20 protein-coding genes and 1 riboswitch are annotated in these 22524 nt (G+C 68.1%); of the genes, 16 read left to right on the forward strand and 4 right to left on the reverse strand.

Annotation, left to right across the window (positions count from 1 at the left end):
- From FFS27_RS09640 to FFS27_RS09665, 6 genes are all read left to right on the forward strand, one after another.
- The coding region (locus FFS27_RS09640; protein ID WP_256659458.1) for an enoyl-CoA hydratase-related protein at window positions 1-399 on the forward strand (399 nt) is incomplete at its 5' end.
- Between the two features lie 20 nt (window positions 400-419).
- Window positions 420-1580, forward strand: a complete 1161-nt coding sequence (locus FFS27_RS09645) for an acyl-CoA dehydrogenase family protein (protein WP_021263539.1) — start codon at window positions 420-422, stop codon at window positions 1578-1580.
- Window positions 1581-1646: 66 nt separating this feature from the next.
- Entirely contained in the window at window positions 1647-3737 is a 2091-nt protein-coding gene (locus FFS27_RS09650; RefSeq protein ID WP_003095707.1) for an acetate--CoA ligase family protein, read from the forward strand.
- 110 nt (window positions 3738-3847) lie between these two features.
- Window positions 3848-5458 (forward strand): 5-guanidino-2-oxopentanoate decarboxylase, encoded by a 1611-nt coding sequence (locus FFS27_RS09655; protein WP_023101633.1) that lies wholly within the window; start codon window positions 3848-3850, stop codon window positions 5456-5458.
- A gap of 22 nt (window positions 5459-5480) precedes the next feature.
- Window positions 5481-6662 (forward strand): arginine--pyruvate transaminase AruH, encoded by a 1182-nt coding sequence (gene aruH, locus FFS27_RS09660; protein ID WP_023101632.1) that lies wholly within the window; start codon window positions 5481-5483, stop codon window positions 6660-6662.
- Window positions 6663-6712: 50 nt separating this feature from the next.
- Window positions 6713-7417 carry an NAD(P)H-dependent oxidoreductase gene (locus tag FFS27_RS09665; RefSeq protein ID WP_021263543.1) on the forward strand — a complete coding sequence of 235 codons (705 nt, stop codon included), beginning with the start codon at window positions 6713-6715 and terminating at the stop codon, window positions 7415-7417.
- 65 nt (window positions 7418-7482) lie between these two features.
- On the opposite strand, the gene opmH is transcribed toward FFS27_RS09665, so the two are convergent.
- Entirely contained in the window at window positions 7483-8931 is a 1449-nt protein-coding gene (opmH, locus tag FFS27_RS09670) for an efflux transporter outer membrane subunit OpmH (RefSeq protein ID WP_021263544.1), read from the reverse strand.
- A 229-nt stretch (window positions 8932-9160) separates the two neighbouring features.
- Window positions 9161-9297, forward strand: a riboswitch (TPP riboswitch).
- 89 nt (window positions 9298-9386) lie between these two features.
- On the opposite strand from opmH, the gene thiC reads away from it, so the two are divergent.
- Complete coding sequence (gene thiC, locus FFS27_RS09675) at window positions 9387-11270, forward strand: phosphomethylpyrimidine synthase ThiC (RefSeq protein ID WP_003095696.1); 1884 nt, start codon at window positions 9387-9389, stop codon at window positions 11268-11270.
- A 58-nt stretch (window positions 11271-11328) separates the two neighbouring features.
- Here thiC and FFS27_RS09680 read toward each other — a convergent pair whose 3' ends face one another.
- Window positions 11329-12075 (reverse strand): RsiV family protein, encoded by a 747-nt coding sequence (locus FFS27_RS09680; protein ID WP_003110315.1) that lies wholly within the window; start codon window positions 12073-12075, stop codon window positions 11329-11331.
- A 242-nt stretch (window positions 12076-12317) separates the two neighbouring features.
- Here FFS27_RS09680 and FFS27_RS09685 point away from each other — a divergent pair, with 242 nt between their 5' ends.
- The 9 genes from FFS27_RS09685 (at window position 12318) to FFS27_RS09725 (ending at window position 21819) form a co-directional block, all read left to right on the forward strand.
- Complete coding sequence (locus FFS27_RS09685) at window positions 12318-12935, forward strand: NUDIX domain-containing protein (protein ID WP_003095694.1); 618 nt, start codon at window positions 12318-12320, stop codon at window positions 12933-12935.
- Window positions 12926-13384 carry a DUF1249 domain-containing protein gene (locus tag FFS27_RS09690; RefSeq protein WP_003095693.1) on the forward strand — a complete coding sequence of 153 codons (459 nt, stop codon included), beginning with the start codon at window positions 12926-12928 and terminating at the stop codon, window positions 13382-13384. Before FFS27_RS09685 ends, FFS27_RS09690 begins: the two co-directional genes overlap by 10 nt.
- Window positions 13385-13537: 153 nt before the next feature.
- A complete protein-coding gene (cpdA, locus tag FFS27_RS09695) occupies window positions 13538-14356 on the forward strand; it encodes a 3',5'-cyclic-AMP phosphodiesterase (protein ID WP_003110316.1) in 819 nt (272 codons plus the stop codon).
- Between the two features lie 132 nt (window positions 14357-14488).
- Window positions 14489-15109, forward strand: coding sequence for a YqiA/YcfP family alpha/beta fold hydrolase (locus FFS27_RS09700; RefSeq protein WP_003110317.1), 621 nt, complete (start codon window positions 14489-14491; stop codon window positions 15107-15109).
- An 11-nt stretch (window positions 15110-15120) separates the two neighbouring features.
- Window positions 15121-17010: a DNA topoisomerase IV subunit B gene (parE, locus tag FFS27_RS09705; protein ID WP_003095690.1), complete on the forward strand. Its 1890-nt coding sequence runs from the start codon at window positions 15121-15123 to the stop codon at window positions 17008-17010.
- Entirely contained in the window at window positions 17010-18023 is a 1014-nt protein-coding gene (locus FFS27_RS09710; protein ID WP_003095689.1) for an esterase-like activity of phytase family protein, read from the forward strand. The genes parE and FFS27_RS09710 overlap by 1 nt, the downstream gene beginning before the upstream one ends.
- Window positions 18020-18544 carry a retropepsin-like aspartic protease family protein gene (locus FFS27_RS09715; RefSeq protein ID WP_003141732.1) on the forward strand — a complete coding sequence of 175 codons (525 nt, stop codon included), beginning with the start codon at window positions 18020-18022 and terminating at the stop codon, window positions 18542-18544. The genes FFS27_RS09710 and FFS27_RS09715 overlap by 4 nt, the downstream gene beginning before the upstream one ends.
- A gap of 7 nt (window positions 18545-18551) precedes the next feature.
- Complete coding sequence (gene parC, locus FFS27_RS09720; protein ID WP_003095687.1) at window positions 18552-20816, forward strand: DNA topoisomerase IV subunit A; 2265 nt, start codon at window positions 18552-18554, stop codon at window positions 20814-20816.
- A gap of 292 nt (window positions 20817-21108) precedes the next feature.
- Window positions 21109-21819, forward strand: a complete 711-nt coding sequence (locus FFS27_RS09725) for a PqiC family protein (protein WP_003110318.1) — start codon at window positions 21109-21111, stop codon at window positions 21817-21819.
- Between the two features lie 57 nt (window positions 21820-21876).
- Here the strand turns inward: FFS27_RS09725 and FFS27_RS09730 are convergent, their stop codons facing one another.
- Together FFS27_RS09730 and FFS27_RS33570 are read right to left on the reverse strand one after the other, a co-directional pair.
- Entirely contained in the window at window positions 21877-22413 is a 537-nt protein-coding gene (locus FFS27_RS09730) for a metal-dependent hydrolase (RefSeq protein WP_003095684.1), read from the reverse strand.
- On the reverse strand, window positions 22410-22524 hold a 115-nt coding region (locus FFS27_RS33570; protein WP_256659459.1), incomplete at its 5' end, for a hypothetical protein. The genes FFS27_RS09730 and FFS27_RS33570, both read right to left, overlap by 4 nt.

Here is a 22524-nt window from a genome sequence, read left to right on the forward strand (position 1 = left end):
CGCTTCAAGGCCGGCTACACCGGCATGGCCTACTGCCCGGACGCCGGCGCCAGTTGGCATCTGCCACGGCTGCTCGGCAGCGAGGCGGCCAAGCGCCTGCTGTTCCTCGACGAAGCCTGGAGCGCGGAGCGAGCCCTGGGCGCCGGACTGGTCGGCGAGGTGGTCGCCGACGAGCGCCTGGTTGAGACGGTCGGCGCCTTCGCTGCGCGTCTCGCCAGCGGTCCGACCTTTGCCTTCGCCCAGACCAAGCGCCTGCTGCGCGACGGCGCCGGGCGCTCGCTGGCCGAGCAGTTGCGGGCCGAGCAGGCCGCAGGGCTGCTCTGCGGGCGCAGCGAGGATGCCGCCGAGGCGCTGCGCGCCGTGGCCGAGAAACGTTCCCCTCAATTCAGCGGGCGCTAGGCGCCGAGCAGGTGATTCCCATGGATTTCAGGCTGACCCAGGAACAGGACATGCTGGTCGAGGCGGTGCGCAGCTTCGTCGAGAAGGAACTGCTGCCCCACGAGGACGATGTCGACCGCGCCGACGCGGTGTCGCCGGAGCTGGCCGCACAGATTCGCGGCAAGGCCATCGCCGCCGGTTTCTATGCCTTCAACATGCCCGAGGAAGTGGGCGGCGGCGGCCTCGACTACCTGTCCCAGGCGCTGGTCGAACGCGAGCTGTCGAAGGTCTCCTGGGCCCTCCACGTATTCGTCGCGCGGCCCTCGAAGATCCTCATGGCCTGCACCGGAGAACAGCTCGGCGACTACCTGTTGCCCTGCGTGCAGGGCGAAAAGACCGATTGCTTCGCCCTCACCGAGCCGGGCGCCGGCTCCGACGCCAATTCGATCAAGACCCGCGCGGTGCGCGACGGCGACGCCTTCGTGATCAACGGTAGCAAGCACTTCATCAGCCACGCCGGGCACGCCGACTTCGCCATCGTCTTCGCCGTCACCGACAGCTACGAGCACAACGGCCGCAAGCGCAACGCGGTGACCGCCTTCCTGGTGGACAAGGGCACGCCCGGGATGACCGTGCGCCGCGGGCCGAAATGCGTGAGCAACCGTGGCTACCACACTTACGAGATCTTCTTCGACGATTGCCGGGTGCCGGCCTCCAAGGTACTCGGCGAGGTCGGCAAGGGCTGGGAAGTGGCCAACGCCTGGCTCACCGCCGGACGGGTGATGGTCGCCGCCAACTGCGTCGGCCAGGCCCTGCGCGCCCTCGACCTGTCGCTGCGCTGGGCGGCCGATCGCAAGCAGTTCGGCCAGCCGATCGGCAGCTACCAGGGCGTTTCCTTCAAGCTCGCCGACATGGCCACGCAGATCCGCGCCGCCGAGCTGATGACCCTGCACACCGCCTGGAAGATGGACCAGGGCACCATGACCGACGGCGAGGCCGGCATGGCCAAGCTGTTCGCCAGCGAGACCCTCGGCAAGGTCGCCGACGAAGCGGTGCAGATCTTCGGCGGCATGGGCCTGATGGATGAAGGACCGGTCGAGCGCATCTGGCGCAACGCGCGGATCGAACGGATCTGGGAGGGCACTTCGGAAATCCAGCGGCACATCGTTTCCCGCGAACTGCTGCGGCCGTTGCTGCGTTGAAGTCCTGGCTCCCCTCTCCCTCCAGGGGAGAGGGGAAGGCTGCCATGTTCCGAATCGAGAACCGACATGAATCGTGAAAACCTCAAGCGCCTGCTGGCACCCAGGCATCTCGCCTTCATTGGCGGCCGTGGCATGGCGCGTGCCCTGAAACGCTGTGCCGAAGGCGGTTTCGCCGGCCAGTTGTGGCTGGTCAATCCGCAGCACGCCGAACTCGAAGGCGTACCCTGCGTGGCCAGCGTCGCCGACCTGCCGTGCGGCCCGGACGCGGCGTTCGTCGCCACCAACCGCGAACTGACCCTCGACGCGGTCGCCGCGCTCGCCGCCAAAGGCGCCGGCGGGGCGATCTGCTATGCCTCCGGCTTCGCCGAAACCGGCGAACAGGGCCTGGCCGTGCAACGCCGGCTGCTGGCCGCCGCCGGCGAAATGGCGCTGCTTGGCCCGAACTGCTACGGCTTGCTCGACTACCTGCACGGCGCCGCGCTATGGCCGGTGGCACATGGCGGTCGGCAGGTGGAGCGGGGCGTCGCGGTGCTGACGCAGAGCGGCAACTTCGCCTACAACCTGTCGATGAGCGACCGTTCGCTGCCGGTGGCCTATATGGCATCGGTGGGCAACCAGGCGCAGCTGGGCATCGCCGAGCTGATGGACGTGCTGCTCGACGAGCCGCGGGTGACTGCCATCGGCCTGCATCTGGAAGGTCTGAAGAACGTCCCGGGGTTCGCCCGCGCGGCCTACAAGGCGTTGCAGAAAGGCGTGCCGGTGATCGCCCTGAAGACCGGAGTGTCGAAGATCGGCGCGGCCCTCGCGCTCAGCCACACCAGTTCCCTGGCCGGTTCCGACGCGCTCTACGACAGCCTGTTCGAGCGCCTCGGGGTAATCCGTGTGAGCGGCCCGGTGAGCTTCGTCGAAACCCTCAAGGCCGCCGCCTGCGGCCACCTGCCTGGCGGGCCGAGCCTGGTCGCGCTGGCCTGTTCCGGCGGCGACGCCGGGTTGATCGCTGACTACGCCGAGCGCAACGGCCTGGGGTTGCCGTCTTTCGACGCCGGACAGCGCGACGAACTGGCCGGGGTACTGCCCGACTACGCCAACATCGCCAACCCGCTGGACTTCACCACCGCCATCTGGGGCGATGCCGCGGCCCTGGAGGAAATGCTCGACAGCGCTTTGCGCAGCCCTGCCGACGCCGCCCTGCTGGTGCTCGACTATCCGGGCGAGGAAACCGGCGAGCGGCCGCAGTGCGACCTGCTTCTGCAACGCTACTGCGCCGCGCTGAAGCGCCACGGCAAAGTCGGCTTCATCGCCTCGGCGTTCCCGGAACTGCTGCCGGCCCGGGCCCGCGAGCTGTTGCACGGCGAGGGCGTCGCCGCGCTGCAAGGCGTCGAGGATGGTCTCGCCGCCTGGGGACGGATCGCCCGCTACCGCCAGCGCCGCGCGGCGCTGCTGGAGCGCGGCGAGGCGGCGTTGGTGCCGATCTGCCCAGGGCCGCTGGCGGGCGACGGCTACCTGCTCGACGAGTGGCAATCCAAGCAGGCGCTGAAATCCTTCGGCCTGCCACTGCCCCCGGGGGTGCTGAGCACCCCCGGGCAGGCCCGCGAAGCGGCCCTCGACCTCGGCTTCCCGCTGGTGCTCAAGGCGGTCAGCGCCGCGCTGCCGCACAAGACCGAGGCCGGCGGCGTGGCGCTCGGCCTGCGCAACGAGGCGGCGCTGGAGGCGGCATTGTTCGACATGCGCGAAAGCCTGGCCCGGCACGCGCCGCAACTGGTCTTCGAGCGTGTGTTGCTGGAGCGCATGGCAGGCGCGCCGCTGGCCGAGCTGATCGTCGGGGTCAAGCGCGAGGAGGGCTTCGGCCTGGCATTGGTGATCGGTGCCGGCGGGATACTCGTGGAGCTGCTGCGCGACAGTCGCAGCCTGCTCCTGCCGACCACCGACGCGGCGATCCGCGATGCCCTGCTGAGCCTGCGCAGCGCGCCGTTGCTCAGCGGCTTCCGCGGTCGCCCGGCGGTATCCATGGAGGCCCTGGTGGCGGCGATCCGCGCGGTCGCCGAATTCGCCTGCGAACATGCCGAGCGCTTGCTGGAGCTGGACGTCAACCCATTGCTGGCGGATGCCGAGGGAGCGCTGGCGGTGGATGCGTTGATCCGGCTCGCCAATGGCTGAAGGCCGGGGGGACACGACGGCTCCCCCTCCCGCTTGTGGGAAGGGGAGCAAGAGCGCTGCGGCGCGAACGGCGACTCCGATGGTCGCCGAACTGGACGAGGATATTGCCCATGCAACCACAGAAGACCCTCACCGCCGGCCAGGCTCTGGTCCGCTTGCTGGCCAACTACGGCGTGGATACCGTTTTCGGTATCCCCGGCGTGCACACCCTCGAGCTGTACCGCGGACTTCCGGGCAGCGGCATCCGCCACGTGCTGACCCGCCACGAGCAGGGCGCCGGCTTCATGGCCGACGGTTATGCGCGGGTCAGCGGCAAGCCGGGAGTGTGCTTCGTCATCACCGGGCCGGGCGTGACCAACGTCGCCACCGCCATCGGCCAGGCCTACGCCGACTCGGTGCCGCTGCTGGTGATCTCCAGCGTCAACCACAGCGCCAGCCTGGGCAAGGGCTGGGGCTGCCTGCACGAGACCCAGGACCAGCGTGCCATGACCGCGCCGATCACTGCCTTCTCCGCCTTGGCCTTGAGCCCGGAACAGCTGCCCGAACTGATCGCCCGGGCCTACGCGGTGTTCGACAGCGAGCGTCCGCGCCCGGTGCATATCTCGATCCCGCTCGACGTGCTCGCCGCGCCGGTGGCCCATGACTGGAGCGCTGCCGTGGCGCGCCGCCCTGGTCGTGGTGTGCCGTGCAGCGAGGCATTGCGGGCGGCGGCGGAGCGCCTGGCTGCGGCCCGGCGACCAATGCTCATCGCCGGCGGCGGCGCGCTGGCGGCCGGCGAGGCGCTTGCCGCGCTGAGCGAGCGCCTGGCCGCGCCGCTGTTCACCAGCGTCGCCGGCAAGGGTCTGCTGCCGCCGGACGCGCCGCTCAACGCCGGGGCCAGCCTGTGCGTAGCGCCGGGCTGGGAGATGATCGCCGAGGCCGACCTGGTGCTGGCGGTGGGCACCGAGATGGCCGACACCGACTTCTGGCGCGAACGCCTGCCGCTGTCCGGCGAACTGATCCGCGTCGATATCGACCCGCGCAAGTTCAACGACTTCTATCCCTCTGCCGTAGCGCTCAGGGGCGATGCCCGGCAGACCCTGGAAGCGCTGCTGGCGCGCCTGCCGCAGGAGGCCCGCGACGCCACACCGGCCGCCGCGAGGGTGGCGCGCCTGCGCGCGGAGATCCGCGCGGCACACGCGCCGCTGCAGGCGCTGCACCAGGCGATCCTCGACCGGATCGCCGCTGCGCTGCCGGCCGATGCGTTCGTCAGCACCGACATGACCCAGCTGGCCTATACCGGCAACTACGCGTTCGCCAGTCGAGCGCCGCGCAGCTGGCTGCATCCCACCGGCTACGGCACCCTCGGCTACGGCCTGCCGGCGGGCATCGGCGCCAAGCTCGGCGCCCCGCAGCGCCCGGGCCTGGTGCTGGTCGGCGATGGCGGCTTCCTCTACACCGCGCAGGAACTGGCCACCGCCAGCGAGGAACTGGACAGTCCGCTGGTGGTGCTACTGTGGAACAACGACGCGCTCGGCCAGATCCGCGACGACATGCTCGGCCTGGACATCGAGCCGGTCGGCGTGCTGCCGCGCAACCCCGACTTCGCACTGCTGGGCCGCGCCTACGGTTGCGCGGTGCGCCAGCCGCAGGACCTGGACGAACTGGAGCGCGACCTGCGCGCCGGCTTCGGGCAGCCCGGCGTGACCCTGATCGAACTGCGGCACGCCTGCGCGCGCTGACCGCCGGACAAGGAGAGCATCCATGCGCTATTCCGACTTCACCCAACGTATCGCCGGCGACGGCGCCGCTGCCTGGGACATCCACTATCGCGCGCTGGCACGGGTCGAGCAGGGCGAGGAAATCCTCCTGCTGTCGGTCGGCGACCCCGACTTCGATACCCCGGCGCCCATCGTCCAGTCGGCCATCGACAGCCTGCTGGCCGGCAACACCCACTACGCCGACGTGCGCGGCAAGCGCACCCTGCGCCAGCGCATCGCCGAACGCCACCGGCAGCGCAGCGGCCAGGCGGTGGACGCGGAGCAGGTGGTGGTGCTGGCCGGCGCCCAGTGCGCGCTGTACGCGGTGGTGCAGTGCCTGCTGAATCCGGGCGACGAGGTGATAGTCGCCGAGCCGATGTACGTCACCTACGAAGCGGTGTTCGGCGCCTGTGGCGCGCGGGTGGTGCCGGTGCCGGTGCGCTCCGAGAATGGCTTCCGCGTGCAGGCCGAGGAGGTCGCCGCACTGATCACCCCGCGCACTCGCGCGATGGCGCTGAACAGCCCGCACAACCCGTCCGGCGCCAGCCTGCCGCGGGCCACCTGGGAAGCCCTGGCCGAGCTGTGCACGGCCCATGACCTGTGGATGATCTCCGACGAGGTCTACAGCGAACTGCTGTTCGACGGCGAGCACGTCAGCCCGGCCAGCCTGCCGGGGATGGCCGAACGTACCGCGACCCTCAACAGCCTGTCGAAATCCCACGCCATGACCGGCTGGCGGGTCGGCTGGGTGGTCGGTCCCGCGGCGCTCTGCGCGCACCTGGAGAACCTCGCCCTGTGCATGCTCTATGGCTCGCCGGAATTCATCCAGGATGCCGCCTGCACCGCGCTGGAGGCGCCGCTGCCGGAGTTGGAGGCGATGCGCGAGGCCTACCGCCGCCGCCGCGACCTGGTAATCGAGTGCCTGGCCGACAGCCCCGGCCTGCGTCCACTGCGCCCGGACGGCGGTATGTTCGTGATGGTCGACATCCGTCCCACCGGACTTTCCGCCCAGGCCTTCGCCGACCGCCTGCTGGACCGCCATGGCGTATCGGTGCTCGCCGGCGAAGCCTTCGGCCCGAGCGCCGCCGGTCACATCCGCCTCGGCCTGGTGTTGGGCGCCGAACCGCTGCGCGAAGCCTGTCGGCGCATCGCGCTGTGCGCCGCCGAGTTGCTCGGCCAGGCCTGAACCCCTCGGCCGCGAGCGATGCGGCCGGTCACCACGATTCGGAAACCACGATGAACGTACTGATCGTCCACGCCCACAACGAACCGCAATCCTTCACCCGCGCGCTCTGTGACCAGGCATGCGAGACCCTGGCAGGCCAGGGCCACGCGGTGCAGGTCTCGGATCTCTACGCGATGAACTGGAATCCGGTGGCCAGTGCCGCCGACTTCGCCGAGCGCGCCGATCCCGACTACCTGGTCTACGCCCTGGAACAGCGCGAGAGCGTCAAGCGCCAGAGCCTGGCCGCCGACATCCAGGCCGAGCTGGACAAGCTGCTGTGGGCCGACCTGCTGATCCTCAACTTTCCGATCTACTGGTTCTCGGTGCCGGCGATCCTCAAGGGGTGGTTCGACCGGGTACTGGTGTCCGGGGTCTGCTATGGCGGCAAGCGCTTCTACGACCAGGGTGGCCTGGCCGGCAAGAAGGCGCTGGTCAGCCTGACCCTGGGCGGGCGCCAGCACATGTTCGGCGAGGGTGCCATCCACGGGCCGCTGGAGGACATGCTGCGGCCGATCCTGCGCGGTACCCTGGCCTATGTCGGCATGCAAGTGCTGGAGCCCTTCGTCGCCTGGCACGTGCCATATATCAGCGAGGAAGCGCGCGGCAACTTCCTGCGCGCCTACCAGGCGCGGCTGGAAAATCTCGAGCAGGATGAACCCCTGCGGTTCCCGCGGCTGGAGCAGTTCGACGCGCTGCTCCAGCCGCTGGCGCGCTGACCCGGGCGACGCGCGCCAGGCCAGTCAAGCGAAGACGCCCCCGACCGGGGGCGTCTTCGCTCGTGCTAGTACTGCTGGCGCGGCCTGCTCTGTAACTGCTCGGCGGCGGCCTTGGCCAGGTCCGGCGGGAGGAAGTCCTTGTCCGGATCGTAGTCCTGCTTCAGGTAGGCGCTGAGCGCCTCCAGGTCGGCCGGGCTGAGGGTGCCGGCCGCCTGCTTCAGGCGCAGGGTATCGAGGATGTAGTCGTAGCGGCTGTTGTTGTAGTCGCGCACGGCGGCGTACAGCTGGCGCTGGGCGTTGAGCACGTCGACGATGTTGCGGGTGCCGACCTGGTAGCCGATCTCGGTGGCTTCCAGCGAACTCTGGTTGGAGATGATCGCCTGGCGCCGCGCCTGGACCTGCTCGACGTCGGTATTCACCGCGCGGTGCAGGTTGCGGGTGTCCTGCACCACCTGGCGGCGCTGGCCTTCGCGGGACTGCTCGCTCTGGTTGAGGCGCTGGTAGGACTCGCGGACCTGGGAGGAGGTCAGGCCGCCGCTGTAGATCGGGATGTTCAGTTCCAGGCCAATGCTGCGCTCATCGACATACTTGCCATAGTGCACCAGCGGATTGGCGGCGCTGTTGGCGAAGCCGAGGGCGTCGTTGTCGCCCTTCTGGTACTGGGCCACGGCATCGAGGGTCGGCAGGTGCCCGGCCTTGCGCTGGCGGAGGGTTTCCTCGGCGGCGTTGACCGCGTAGTTGCTGGCCAGCAGGCGCAGGTTCTGCTGCACCGCGGTGTCGACCCAGGCCTTGGCGTCGTTCGGCGCCGGCGGCACCACTGGCAGGGTGTGGCGCATGCCCTCGATGGCGCTGTAATCGCGGTTGGTCAGGGTCACCAGGGCCTGGAAGGCATCGTCCACGCGCTGTTCGGCGATCAGCCGGTTGGCGCGGGCTGTGTCGTAGCTGGCCTGGGCCTCGAGCACGTCGGTCTTGTCGGAAAGGCCCACGTCGAAGCGCTCGTTTGCCTGGTCCAGCTGGCGCTTGAAGGCGGCTTCCTCGGCCTTGCTGGTGGCTAGGTTGTCCTGGGCGCGGAGCACCGTGAAGTAGGTCTCGGCGCTGCGCAGGATCAGGTCCTGCTGGGTCGCGGAGAATTCCAGCCGGGCCTGGTCGCTGGTTTCCTTGGCGGCCTGCCACTGGAACCAGCGGTCGGCGCGGAACAACGGCTGGCTGAGGGTGGCCTGGACGACCTGGCTGTTGCGCTTGACGGTCGCCGGACGCTCGTCGAATGCGATCCGGGTGTCTCCGACGCGGGCGCCGGCGCCGAGTTGCGGCAGCAGGCCGGCGCGGGCCTGGGGCACCACTTCCTTGCGCGCCAGGTAGTCGGCCTGGGCGGCGGCGAGGTCGGCGTTGTTGTCGACGGCTTCCTTGTAGACGCTGATCAGGTCGGTCTTGGTCGGCAGCGGGGTCGGCTGGGCGGCCCAGGCGACACCGGTAGCAGCGGCCACGGCGGCCGCCAGGGAGAGTCTGCGCAGCATTCGTTCGTCCTGGAAAAGATGCGAGGTGGGGCAAGGCTAAGGTCGCTACCGGTGGCGGTCAAGGCACCTGCGCGGCAACTGATCGAAGAGCCAGTCCGGATCGATGTGCCGGCGAACGTGCGGGGATCTGCGTCTTCCCTGGCGAGAGGGCGCCGGACTGGACCATGACTGCCGGTCGGGCGGGGCGTTTTCCCGTTGGCGTATCCCGCCGGTGTTGATTAGACTGCCGGGGTTCTTGTCGGGGTGCCCTATACGAGGGGCTGAGATCGGATAGTTCCGGATCCCGTTGAACCTGATCGGGCTAGCGTCCGGTTCCGCCTCGCGCGGACCGCAGCAACCCGCGTAGGGAACAAGATGTCCGCGCCATGCCTGCCTTGCCGGCGCGTCCTTCTCGCCACCAGTCCCGGTGGCCCCGCGTGCCAGGTTCTCCCGACAATCACCCAGGAGAGCCATCGATGAGCGCAACGCAGAAGAACAACATCACCCGCCTTGAGCAGCTCGACCGCCAGTCGACGCAGCCTTTCCCGAACTCGCGCAAGGTCTACCTGACCGGCTCGCGCCCGGACATCCGCGTCCCGGTGCGGGAAATCTCCCTCGCCGACACCCCCACCGCCTTCGGCGGCGAAAAGAACCCGCCGGTGTTCGTCTACGACACCTCCGGCCCGTATACCGACCCCGAGGTCCGCATCGATCTGCGCAAGGGCCTGCCTGACGTGCGTTCGCGCTGGATCGACGAGCGCGGCGACACCGAGATCCTCCCCGGCCTGACCTCCGAGTTCGGCCAGGCCCGCCTGGCCGACGCCAGCCTCGATGCCCTGCGCTTCGCCCACGTGCGCACGCCGCGCCGGGCCAAGCCGGGCGCCAACGTCTCGCAGATGCACTACGCGAAGAAAGGCATCATCACCCCGGAGATGGAATACATCGCCATCCGCGAGAACATGAAGCTGCAGGAAGCCCGGGCCGCCGGCCTGCTCGACCAGCAGCACCCGGGGCACAGCTTCGGCGCCAACATCCCGAAGGAAATCACCCCCGAGTTCGTCCGCGAGGAAGTCGCCCGCGGCCGCGCGATCATTCCGGCGAACATCAACCACACCGAGCTTGAGCCGATGATCATCGGCCGCAACTTCCTGGTGAAGATCAACGGCAACATCGGCAACAGCGCGCTGGGCTCGTCGATCGAGGAAGAGGTGGAGAAGCTCACCTGGGGCATCCGCTGGGGCGCCGACACGGTGATGGACCTGTCCACCGGCAAGCACATCCATGAAACCCGCGAGTGGATCCTGCGCAACAGCCCGGTACCGATCGGCACCGTACCGATCTACCAGGCGCTGGAGAAGGTCAACGGCGTCGCCGAGGACCTGACCTGGGAAATCTTCCGCGACACCCTGATCGAACAGGCCGAGCAGGGCGTCGACTACTTCACCATCCACGCCGGCGTGCTGCTGCGCTATGTGCCGCTGACCGCCAAGCGGGTCACCGGCATCGTTTCCCGCGGCGGCTCGATCATGGCCAAGTGGTGCCTGGCGCACCACCAGGAGAACTTCCTCTACACGCATTTCGAAGAGATCTGCGAAATCATGAAGGCCTACGACGTCAGCTTCTCGCTGGGCGATGGCCTGCGTCCGGGCTCGGTGGCCGACGCCAACGACGCCGCCCAGTTCGGCGAGCTGGAAACCCTCGGCGAGCTGACCAAGATCGCCTGGAAGCACGACGTGCAGGTGATGATCGAAGGCCCCGGCCACGTGCCGATGCAATTGATCAAGGAAAACATGGACAAGCAGCTGGAGTGCTGCGACGAGGCGCCGTTCTATACCCTCGGCCCGCTGACCACCGACATCGCCCCCGGCTACGACCACATCACCTCCGGCATCGGCGCGGCGATGATCGGCTGGTTCGGCTGCGCCATGCTCTGCTACGTCACGCCCAAGGAGCACCTGGGTCTGCCGAACAAGGATGACGTGAAGACCGGGATCATCACCTACAAGATCGCCGCCCATGCCGCCGACCTCGCCAAGGGCCACCCGGGCGCGCAGATCCGCGACAACGCGCTGTCCAAGGCGCGCTTCGAGTTCCGTTGGGAGGACCAGTTCAACCTTGGCCTGGACCCGGACACCGCGCGGGCGTTCCATGACGAGACCCTGCCGAAGGACTCGGCCAAGGTCGCGCACTTCTGCTCCATGTGCGGACCGAAGTTCTGCTCGATGAAGATCACCCAGGAAGTCCGCGACTACGCCAAGGAGAACGGCCTGTCCGACGAGAGCAAGGCCATCGAGGCCGGCTTCCAAGAGCAGGCGGCGCGCTTCAAGGACGAAGGATCGGTGATCTACAGGCAGGTGTAGGCCGCGCCGCACCACCGGGCCCCTCGCCGCGGCGAGGGGCTTCGGGGTGTCGGAAGCGTCAGCCGCGGCCGGGGAACAGGTTCGGCTTGACGATGCCGTTCAGGCGCGGATACGGGATCTTCAGTTCGGGGTGGGCATAGGAATACGGCGCGATGGAGTAGGCGTCGTACTTCAGCGTCACCGCGCCGAAGGTCAATGCCACGTGCGGGGTGCGCTGGAACGGCCAGGTCTTCTGGAAATCGGCGTCCTGGTCGAGCTTGTTGGCCAGCAGCCAGGCCTTGTGTGCCAGCTCGGCCTGTTTCCAGAAGGCTTCTTCCTGGCCGGGAACCAGCATGTCCTGCAGGCTCAGCACCTTGTGCTGCCTGCGGTCGTAGTTGATGAAGCCGCGACCGGGCATGCCGTGGGCGCCGCCGGTGAACAGGTAGCTGGAAAGCTCGATGATCACCAGACCGTCATGTTGTTCGCGCACCTTGGCTTGCAGGTAGCTGCTCCAGCCCGGTTCGGCGCTGTCCAGGAACTGCCGTTCGTAGTCCGCCAGCGATGCCGGCAGGGGCGTTTCGTTGTTTTCCCGGGTCATTTCCAGCAGGGCGCGCTCGACGATCGGGTCCAGCTGCGGTTCGTCGGGGAACTTCAGGGTGTCGATGTTTACCAAGGGGCACTGTTCGCCCTGGCAGCCGGGCTTCAGGTGCTCGCTGGCGAGGCGCTCGGTGGGCAGCGGGTCGTCGAGGCCGGGCTTGAAGAAGCTCTGGCAGGCGCTCAGCAGAACGACCAGGCTGCCGAGGGCGGCGAATTTCAGAAGGCGCATGGGATTCCTTTTGCGACGGTGGATGGGCGGGCTCGAAGCGTCGACCAGTCCGTTTCGACCCTGGCGCCGCGCTTGAGTTCGGCCCGCGCAAACCCCAAGTATGGCTTAGCCGTGGCCGGGAAACACGCCCGCGCGGCGAGCGCCACGAAGTTTTCCCGAGCCGTCCTGAAAGTGGCTGCGCCCTGCGCCGGGCCGCGATAGGATGGCGCGAAACCCACATACCCGAGTGAAGTGAGTCGAGGATGTCCGAAACCTTCAAACCCGCCCCCGGTGACGTCGAGCTCGTGCAGCGCGAGGAATGCTTCCGCGGCTTCTATCGTCTCGATCGCCTGCGCCTGCGGCATCGCCAGTTCGACGGCAGCATGGGCCGGGAAATCAGTCGGGAACTGTTCGTCCGCCATGACGCGGTCTGCGTGCTGCCCTACGACCCGCAGCGCGATTGCGTGGTGCTCATCGAGCAATTCCGCGTCGGGGCGATGCAGAAGCTCGCCAACCCCTGGCTGCTGGAGCTGGTCGCCGGCCTGATCGACAAGGACGAGCAACCGGAGGAAGTGGCCCATCGCGAGGCGATGGAGGAGGCCGGGCTGACCCTCGGTGCGCTCTGGCCGATAACCCAGTACCTGCCGTCGCCGGGCGGCACCGACGAGGTGGTGCACCTGTTCGTCGGCCGTTGCGACAGCGAAGGCGTCGGCGGCGTGCATGGCTTGCCGGAGGAGGGCGAGGACATCCGCGTCCACGTCTGGCCGTTGGAAGATGCGCTGCAGGCCGTGCGCGACGGGCGGATCAACAACGCGGCGAGCATCATCGCCCTGCAGTGGCTGGCCCTGAACCGGGCCGAGGTGCGTGGGCTATGGGCCTGAACCTGCTGCGCGAGCGCTACCGGGTCGACCTGGCCAGCCTGCAGGCGACCTGCGAAGCGAACTACGCGCGGCTCATGCGCCTGCTCCCGGACATGCGCGAGGCACAGGCCTCGCGCCGGGTCGCGCTGAGCGAAGGGGAGCGGCTGCTCGGCGTCCTGGCGCTGGAAGTGACCGAGGCCTGCCCGTACACCACCACCCTGCAGGTGCGCCAGGAACTGGGCCTGCCCTGGTTGCCGGCGCCGCGGCTGGAAGTGCGGGTCTACCACGATGCACGGATGGCCGAGGTGATCGGCGCCGAACAGGCGCGGCGGCTGATGGCGATCTATCCCTACCCGAACCAGGCGATGCACCAGCCCGACGAGAAGAACCAGCTCAACCTGTTCCTCGGCGAGTGGCTCGCCCACTGTCTGGCCTGCGGCCACGAGATGGTGCCGGTGGCCCAGCGCTGAGCGGTTGCAGGCAAAAGGCCAGTTGAATGGCATCAAGCCAAAAGTAGTCCTCGCAACTGTGATCTGTTCCGCTTTCCGGGTTTGCCGCCACTTTCGTCGGTCACCATAATCACCCCATTCACCGCGGACGCCTCGCCTTCAGGAGACGGCCCCTTGTCACGCCATTCGAACACTCCCGCCACCGACGCCTCCGTACTGCTGGTGCAGCTTTCGGACAGCCACCTGTTCGCCGAGGACGGCGCGCGCCTGCTCGGCATGGACACCGCCCATAGCCTGGAAAAGGTGGTCGAGCGGGTCGCCCGGGAGCAACCGCGGATCGACCTGATCCTCGCCACCGGCGACGTCTCCCAGGACGGCAGCCTGGATTCCTACACACGCTTCCGCAGGTTGAGCGCGCCGCTGGCCGCGCCGTTGCGCTGGTTCGCCGGTAACCACGACGAACGCGAGCCGATGCAGCGGGCGACCGAGGGCAGCGACCTGCTGGAGCAGGTCGTCGACGTCGGCAACTGGCGCGTGGTGTTGCTCGACTCGAGCATTCCCGGCGCGGTGCCGGGCTATCTCGAGGACGACCAGCTCGACCTGCTGCGGCGCGCCATCGACAGCGCTGGCGAACGCTTCCTGCTGGTTTCCTTCCATCACCACCCGGTGCCGATCGGCAGCGACTGGATGGACCCCATCGGCCTGCGCAACCCGCAGGCGCTGTTCGACCTGCTGGCACCCTATCCGCAGGTGCGCTGCCTGCTGTGGGGGCACATTCACCAGGAGTTCGACCGCCAGCGCGGCCCGCTGCGCCTGCTGGCTTCGCCGTCCACCTGCGTGCAGTTCGCCCCCGGCAGCAGCGACTTCACCCTCGACCGCCTGGCGCCGGGCTACCGCTGGTTGCGCCTGCACGACGACGGGCGCCTGGAAACGGGGATCTCGCGGGTCGATGACGTCGTCTTCGAAGTGGACTACGACACCGCCGGATACTGACATGCCCCCCGGTCGCGGGATGCCGCGGCCGCGTGCGTCGTTGCCGATCGGCGCGCAGGCTGGAAGATGAAGCCTGGAAGCTGGTACCGTTCGGCTTTCCCTACCGAGTTGAAGCCCATTAGCCCGTTCCCGATGACTGCGACCAGCCCATCCCTGCTGTATATCCACGGCTTCAACAGTTCGCCCGAATCGCACAAGGCGCGCCAGCTGCAGGCGGCCTTCGGCCACTTGGGCCTGGCCGAAGGCCTGCGCGTCCCGGCCCTGCACCATCACCCACGGCAGGCCATCGCCCAGTTGGAGCGGGCCATCGCCGAGCTCGGGCGACCGGTGCTGGTCGGCAGCTCCCTGGGTGGCTACTATGCGACCCATTTGGCGGAGCGCCATGGCCTGGCGGCGATCCTGGTCAATCCGGCGGTCGCCCCGCATCGCTCCTTCGACGGCTACCTGGGCGCGCAGACCAACCACTACAGCGGCGAGACCTGGGAACTCACCGAGGACCACGTGGCGGCGCTGGCCGAACTGGAAGTCACGCGCCTGCAACGTCCCGAACGCTACCAGGTATGGCTGCAGACCGCCGACGAAACCCTCGACTATCGCGCCGCGCAGGCCTTCTACCGAGCCTGCGCGCTACGCATCCAGGCCGGCGGCGACCACGGCTTCCAGGGCTTCGCCCGGCACCTGCCGGCGCTGCTGGCGTTCGCCGGCTACCCGTCGGCGCTGTGGCGCGACACCGATTTTTCGACTTTTGACTGAATAGAGACCCCATGGCTACTTACAACGCAGACGCCATCGAAGTCCTTTCCGGCCTCGACCCGGTGCGCAAGCGCCCGGGGATGTACACCGACACCACCCGCCCCAACCACCTGGCCCAGGAAGTCATCGACAACAGCGTCGACGAAGCCCTGGCCGGCCACGCGAAGAGCGTGCAGGTGATCCTGCACCAGGACAACTCGCTGGAAGTCATCGACGACGGCCGCGGCATGCCGGTGGACATCCACCCGGAAGAGGGCGTGCCGGGCGTCGAGCTGATCCTTACCAAGCTGCATGCCGGCGGCAAGTTCTCGAACAAGAACTACCAGTTCTCCGGCGGCTTGCACGGGGTCGGCATCTCGGTGGTGAACGCGCTCTCGACCCGGGTCGAGGTACGCGTCAAGCGCGACGCCAACGAGTACCGGATGACCTTCGCCGACGGCTTCAAGGACAGCGATCTGGAAGTCATCGGCACGGTCGGCAAGCGCAATACCGGTACCAGCGTGCATTTCTGGCCGGATCCGAAGTATTTCGATTCGGCGAAGTTCTCGGTCAGCCGCCTCAAGCATGTGCTCAAGGCCAAGGCGGTGCTGTGCCCGGGCCTGAGCGTGGTGTTCGAGGACAAGAACACCGGCGAGCGCGTCGAGTGGCACTTCGAGGACGGCCTGCGCTCCTACCTGACCGACGCGGTCGCCGAGCTGCCGCGCCTGCCCGATGAACCCTTCTGCGGCAACCTCGAAGGTTCCAAGGAAGCGGTGAGCTGGGCCCTGCTGTGGCTGCCCGAGGGCGGTGAGTCGGTGCAGGAAAGCTACGTCAACCTGATTCCCACGGCCCAGGGCGGCACCCATGTGAACGGCCTGCGCCAGGGCCTGCTTGACGCCATGCGCGAATTCTGCGAGTTCCGCAACCTGTTGCCGCGCGGCGTCAAGCTGGCGCCCGAGGACGTCTGGGAACGGATCGCCTTCGTCCTCTCGATGAAGATGCAGGAACCGCAGTTCTCCGGGCAGACCAAGGAGCGCCTGTCGTCCCGCGAGGCGGCGGCGTTCGTCTCGGGCGTGGTGAAGGACGCCTTCAGCCTGTGGCTCAACGAGCACGCCGAAATCGGCCTGCAACTGGCGGAACTGGCGATCAGCAACGCCGGGCGTCGCCTCAAGGCGGGCAAGAAGGTCGAGCGCAAGAAGATCACCCAGGGGCCGGCGCTGCCCGGCAAACTGGCCGACTGCGCCGGACAGGAACCGATGCGCGCGGAACTGTTCCTGGTCGAGGGCGACTCCGCCGGCGGCTCGGCGAAGCAGGCGCGGGACAAGGAATTCCAGGCGATCATGCCGCTGCGCGGAAAGATCCTGAACACCTGGGAAGTGGACGGCGGCGAGGTGCTTGCCAGCCAGGAGGTCCACGACATCGCGGTAGCCATCGGCGTCGATCCGGGCGCCAGCGACCTGGCTCAGCTGCGCTACGGCAAGATCTGTATCCTCGCGGATGCCGACTCCGACGGGCTGCACATCGCCACGCTGCTCTGCGCGCTGTTCGTCCGCCATTTCCGCCCGCTGGTGGAAGCCGGCCACGTCTACGTGGCGATGCCGCCGCTGTACCGCATCGACCTCGGCAAGGAAATCTACTACGCCCTCGACGAAGCCGAGCGCGACGGCATCCTCGAGCGCCTGGCCGCCGAGAAGAAGCGCGGCAAGCCGCAGGTCACCCGCTTCAAGGGCCTTGGCGAAATGAATCCGCTGCAACTGCGCGAGACCACCATGGATCCGAATACCCGACGGCTGGTCCAGCTCACCCTGGAGGACGCCACCGGTACCCTGGAGATCATGGACATGCTGCTGGCCAAGAAGCGCGCCGGTGACCGCAAGTCCTGGCTGGAAAGCAAGGGCAACCTGGCCGAGGTGCTGGTCTGATGCGCCGCCTGCTGGCCATCCTCGGCCTGTTCGGGGGCCTGGTCCAGGCGGCCGAGGCGCCGCCAGAGCCACCGGTTCCGGCAGCCTTGAGCTTCATCTCCGAACATGCGGTGGAGGGCATGCGCGGCGGCAACCTCTCCGGGCTGGCCTGGTGTGGCGGCGCGCTGTGGACGGTTTCCGACCGCGACGACGACCGCCTGTATCGCCTGCAACCCTCGGCCGAAGGCTCCGACCAGCCCTGGCAGGCCGAGGCCGAGAGTTTCATCGCTCCGACCCCGCCGGACAGCGGGTTGCCCTGGGGCATGAGCACGCGGGTCTGGCTCAGTGGCCTGGTGCGCGGCGGCAACCTCGACTTCGAAGGCATCGCCTGCGATGCCGCCGGCAATCGCTACCTGGTCAGCGAGGCGCACGCGGCGGTCCTGCAACTGCCGGTGAGCGGCGCGCCGAACTGGCTGCGCCTGCCGCCCGGCCTGCTGCCGCAAGCGCGGGCCAGCGGCATGCTGATGAATTTCAACGCGCTGTTCGAAGGGATCGCCGTCGACCCCGAGGGCAAGCGCCTCTGGCTGGCTGCCGAGCGCGAGCGCCGCGGCCTGCTGGTGGCCCACCGCGACAACAGTGCCTGGCGCTGCGAGGGCAGCTGCGTACTGCTCGCCGAGGGCGGCAAGATCGAGCCGCCGCCGGAACTGGGCAGCGCGCGCAAGCTGCCGAAGGATTTCTCCGACCTCGCCTTCTACCGCGGCAAGCTGTTCACCCTGGAGCGCCTGGCGCATCAGATCTGCCGCCGCGACCTGGCCCAGGCCAAGGTCGAGCGCTGCTGGTCGTTCGCCTCGGCGGTCCTGGCGCCGGAGCGTCGCTACGAGCTGCCTTATGGCGTCGCGGAAGCCCTGTCGCTGGACGACAAGGGCGCCTGGCTGGGCATCGACAATGGCGACCATGCGCGCGCCGATGGCGACGTGCGGCCCTTCGTCCTGCGCTTCGCCGCGCCCGCCGGCGGCTGGTTGGGGGACAAGTGACGCAACAGGCGCCCGGTCAGCGGCTGGGACGGATCATGCTGGTGCTGGCCTGGATCGCCGGGCTGGCGCTGGCGACGCGCTATTTCGGCGTCTGGGAAGATCGACAGCGCAACCCGAACCAGGCGCCGCAATCGATCCATGGCGACGGCTACGTCGAGTTGCGCCTGGCCAGCAGCCGCCAGGGCCATTACCTGCTGAACGGGCAGATCAACGGCCAGGGCGTGACCTTCCTGCTCGATACCGGGGCGACCCAGGTGGCGGTGCCGGAAGCCCTGGCGGCAAGACTCGCGCTGGAGCGCGGCGCGCCGATCACCCTGAGCACGGCCAACGGCCGCGCCACGGGCTGGCGCACGCGGCTGGACCAGCTGCAACTCGGTGATATCCGCCTGTCCGGGGTCGCGGCGCTGATTGCGCCGGGCATGGACGGCGATGAGGTGCTACTCGGCATGAGCGCCCTGAAACAACTCGAATTCACCCAGCGCGACGGCACCCTGGTGCTGCGCCAAAACACTTCTCCGTGAGGTACGCATGAGCGAATCCCTCGATCTGAGCCTGGAAGGGGTCGAACGCCGGTCGTTGGCCGAGTTCACCGAGCAGGCCTATCTGAATTATTCCATGTACGTGATCATGGACCGCGCCCTGCCGCATATCGGCGACGGCCTGAAACCGGTGCAGCGACGCATCGTCTACGCCATGAGCGAACTGGGGCTGGATGCCGATTCCAAGCACAAGAAGTCGGCGCGCACCGTCGGCGACGTGCTCGGCAAGTTCCACCCGCACGGCGACTCGGCCTGCTACGAGGCCATGGTGCTGATGGCGCAGCCGTTCTCCTATCGCTATCCGCTGGTGGACGGCCAGGGCAACTGGGGGGCGCCGGACGATCCCAAGTCCTTCGCCGCCATGCGTTATACCGAGGCGCGCCTGTCGCGCTATTCCGAGGTGCTGCTCAGCGAACTGGGCCAGGGTACCGTGGACTGGGTACCGAACTTCGACGGCACCCTCGACGAGCCGGCCGTGCTGCCGGCCCGCCTGCCCAACCTGCTGCTCAACGGCACCACCGGCATCGCGGTGGGCATGGCCACCGACGTGCCGCCGCACAACCTGCGGGAAGTCGCGTCGGCCTGCGTGCGCCTGCTCGACCAGCCGGGCGCGACGGTCGCCGAATTGTGCGAACACGTGCCGGGCCCGGACTTCCCCACCGAAGCCGAGATCATCACCCCGCGCGCCGACCTGCAGAAGGTCTACGAGACCGGCCGCGGTTCGGTGCGCATGCGCGCGGTGTACCGCGTCGAGGACGGCGACATCGTCATCCACGCCCTGCCGCACCAGGTGTCCGGTTCCAAGGTGCTGGAACAGATCGCCGGGCAGATGCAGGCCAAGAAGCTGCCGATGGTGGCCGACCTGCGCGACGAGTCGGACCACGAGAACCCGACCCGCATCGTCATCATCCCGCGTTCGAACCGGGTCGATGTCGAAGAGCTGATGACCCATCTGTTCGCCACCACCGACCTGGAAACCAGCTACCGGGTCAACCTGAACATCATCGGCCTCGACGGCAAGCCGCAGGTCAAGGACCTGCGCCAGTTGCTCTCGGAGTGGCTGCAGTTCCGCATCGGCACCGTGCGTCGACGCCTGCAGTTCCGCCTGGACAAGGTCGAGCGCCGCCTGCATCTGCTGGATGGCTTGCTGATCGCCTTCCTCAACCTCGACGAGGTGATCCACATCATCCGCACCGAGGATCAGCCCAAGGCGGTGCTGATGGAGCGCTTCGAACTCAGCGAGGTGCAGGCCGACTACATCCTCGACACCCGCCTGCGCCAGTTGGCACGCCTGGAAGAGATGAAGATCCGCGGCGAGCAGGAAGAGTTGCTGAAGGAGCAGAAGCGCCTGCAGACCCTGCTCGGCAGCGAGGCCAAGCTGAAGAAGCTGGTGCGCGAGGAGCTGATCAAGGACGCCGAGACCTACGGCGACGACCGCCGTTCGCCGATCGTCGCCCGCGCCGAGGCCCGCGCGCTGTCGGAAACCGAGCTGATGCCCACCGAACCGGTGACCGTGGTGCTCTCGGAAAAAGGCTGGGTGCGTTGCGCCAAGGGCCACGACATCGACGCCGCCGGCCTCTCCTACAAGGCCGGCGACGGCTTCAAGGCCGCCGCGCCGGGACGCTCGAACCAGTATGCGGTGTTCATCGACTCCACCGGGCGCAGCTACTCGCTGCCGGCCCACAGCCTGCCGTCCGCGCGAGGCCAGGGCGAGCCACTCAGCGGCCGGCTGACGCCTCCGCCGGGGGCCAGCTTCGAATGCGTGCTGCTGCCGGACGACGATGCGCTGTTCGTGATCGCTTCCGACGCCGGCTATGGTTTCGTGGTCAAGGGCGAGGACCTGCAAGCCAAGAACAAGGCCGGCAAGGCCCTGCTCAGCCTGCCCAACGGCTCCGCCGTGGTGGCGCCGCGCCCGGTGCGCGATGTGGAGCAGGATTGGCTGGCGGCCGTGACGACCGAGGGCCGTCTGCTATTGTTCAAGGTCTCCGACCTGCCGCAGCTCGGCAAGGGCAAGGGCAACAAGATCATCGGCATCCCCGGCGAACGCGTGGCCAGCCGCGAGGAGTACCTCACCGACCTGGCTGTTCTGCCAGCCGGGGCGACGTTGGTCCTGCAGGCTGGAAAGCGTACCCTGTCGCTCAAGGGCGACGACCTGGAACACTACAAGGGGGAGCGGGGCCGGCGAGGCAACAAGCTGCCGCGCGGTTTCCAGCGCGTCGACAGCCTGCTGGTGGATATTCCGCCACAGGATTGAAATGAGCCGTTACCGGTCTCCGATCTCTCGCATATCCGCAAGAGAATGGCGAAAGCGGCCTCTTCCGAGGCCGGCTTTCCGGGGGAATGTCGTCTCCCTGGCGGGTTCCGCCGGGTTTTCCCCTGACGCAGGTGGTCCGAAACCGGTTTCGGAATACGCTCTGCCTCTGGAGCTATGGCGCTGGTTAGGGGATGATACGCCCCTTCGGCCGCCGTTTCCGATGGCGGGTGGCCAGTAGAATTCAAGTCTTGCATCAGTAGTGCCGATCTTCGGCGAAATACGGTGGTTCTCGATGAGCGCGTGGCGCGTCTTCGCATGTCTTTCCCTCGTCAGCCTGCTCGGGCTGACGGGTTGTGCGGTCCATCCGCCGGCCCAGCTCTACCAGTTGGACGTCGGTGCCGCCGCAGTACCGAAAAAGGATGGCGGTGCGGCCGTCCTGCTCGGCCCGGTACAACTGGCCGACTATCTCAAGCGCGATGTGATGGTGCAGCGGCAGGCCGACGGTATTCTCAGCCTGTCCACCGACGCGCGCTGGGCCGGTAACCTGGAGACCAATGTCAGCCAGCAACTGCTGCGGCAGATGTCCAGCGAGCTGGGCAGCAGCCGCCTGGCGCTGTTCCCGGAAAAACCCGGTTTCACCCCCCAGGTCCAGGTGATGCTGACCATCAGTCGCCTCGACTCCGGCCCCAAGCAGCCGGCGGTGATCGAGGCGCGCTGGCGCCTGCTGGACCAGAAGGGCGACCTGAAGGACAGCCGGGTGTTCCACGAGGAAGAACGGCACCAGGGCAGCATCGGCGACCAGATCCGTGCCCAGAGCGACCTGCTCAAGCGCCTGGCGGCGCAGTTGGCCAAGGACGTCAAGCCGATCGCCGTGGCGGCCGAGGCGCCGCCGCCGGCGACCGCGCGCAAGCCGGTGGCCAAGCCGAAGGCCAAGGAAGAGGAAGGTCCGAAAATGCCGCTGGTGGTGCCGATTCGCACCGATGCCGAGGTCTATCGGTTCTGATTGTCGAGAGCCGACCAGGAACAAGCCCCGCCGAAGCGGGGCTTTTTCGTTTCGGCGTCAGCGTGAGCGGCGCAACAGGAAGCGCAGGGCCATGCCGGCGAGCGCCAGCAGCAGGCAGGGCAGCCAGACCCAGCGCGCCTCCGATTGCAGCACCAGCAATCCGCGTTCGCTGAGGAAGCGCGACAGACCGATCGGCGACACGGCGATCGGATGGAAGGGCATGAAGTAGCGGGCGTCGCTCCAGGGCCAGAACCAGGCGACGCCCAGCCCGCCATTGGTCATCGCGTCCAGCAGGCTGTGCGAGGCGGTGGCCAGCGCCACCCACAGCCCGGCTTTCAGCGGTCCGCTATGCAGCGGCCGGCAGGCGAGGGCGGCGAGCGCGCCGAGGATCGCGGCGAACAATAGCGAATGGCTGAAGCCGCGATGGCCGAAGGCATCGTGATAGGCGATGCCGAGCTTGAAGGCGACTACGTCGAAGTCCGGCAGGCAGGCGGCGAGCATGCCTGCCAGCAGCAGGCGTGGCGGGATCACCCGGCTGCCAAGGGCCAGTCCCACCGCCAGGACCGGCAGCGGGTGGGTGATCAGGGTGGTCACGGGCGGGCGCGGTCGTGCATGCGCGCCAGTTGGCGCTCGAGCATCGACGGATACGGCTCCAGCAGACGCTCGACGCAGCAGGCTCCTTCCGGACTGGCGATGGCGCGGATA

Origin of the sequence: Pseudomonas sp. 2VD, assembly GCF_005503585.1 — a bacterium.
Taxonomy (GTDB): domain Bacteria; phylum Pseudomonadota; class Gammaproteobacteria; order Pseudomonadales; family Pseudomonadaceae; genus Pseudomonas; species Pseudomonas aeruginosa.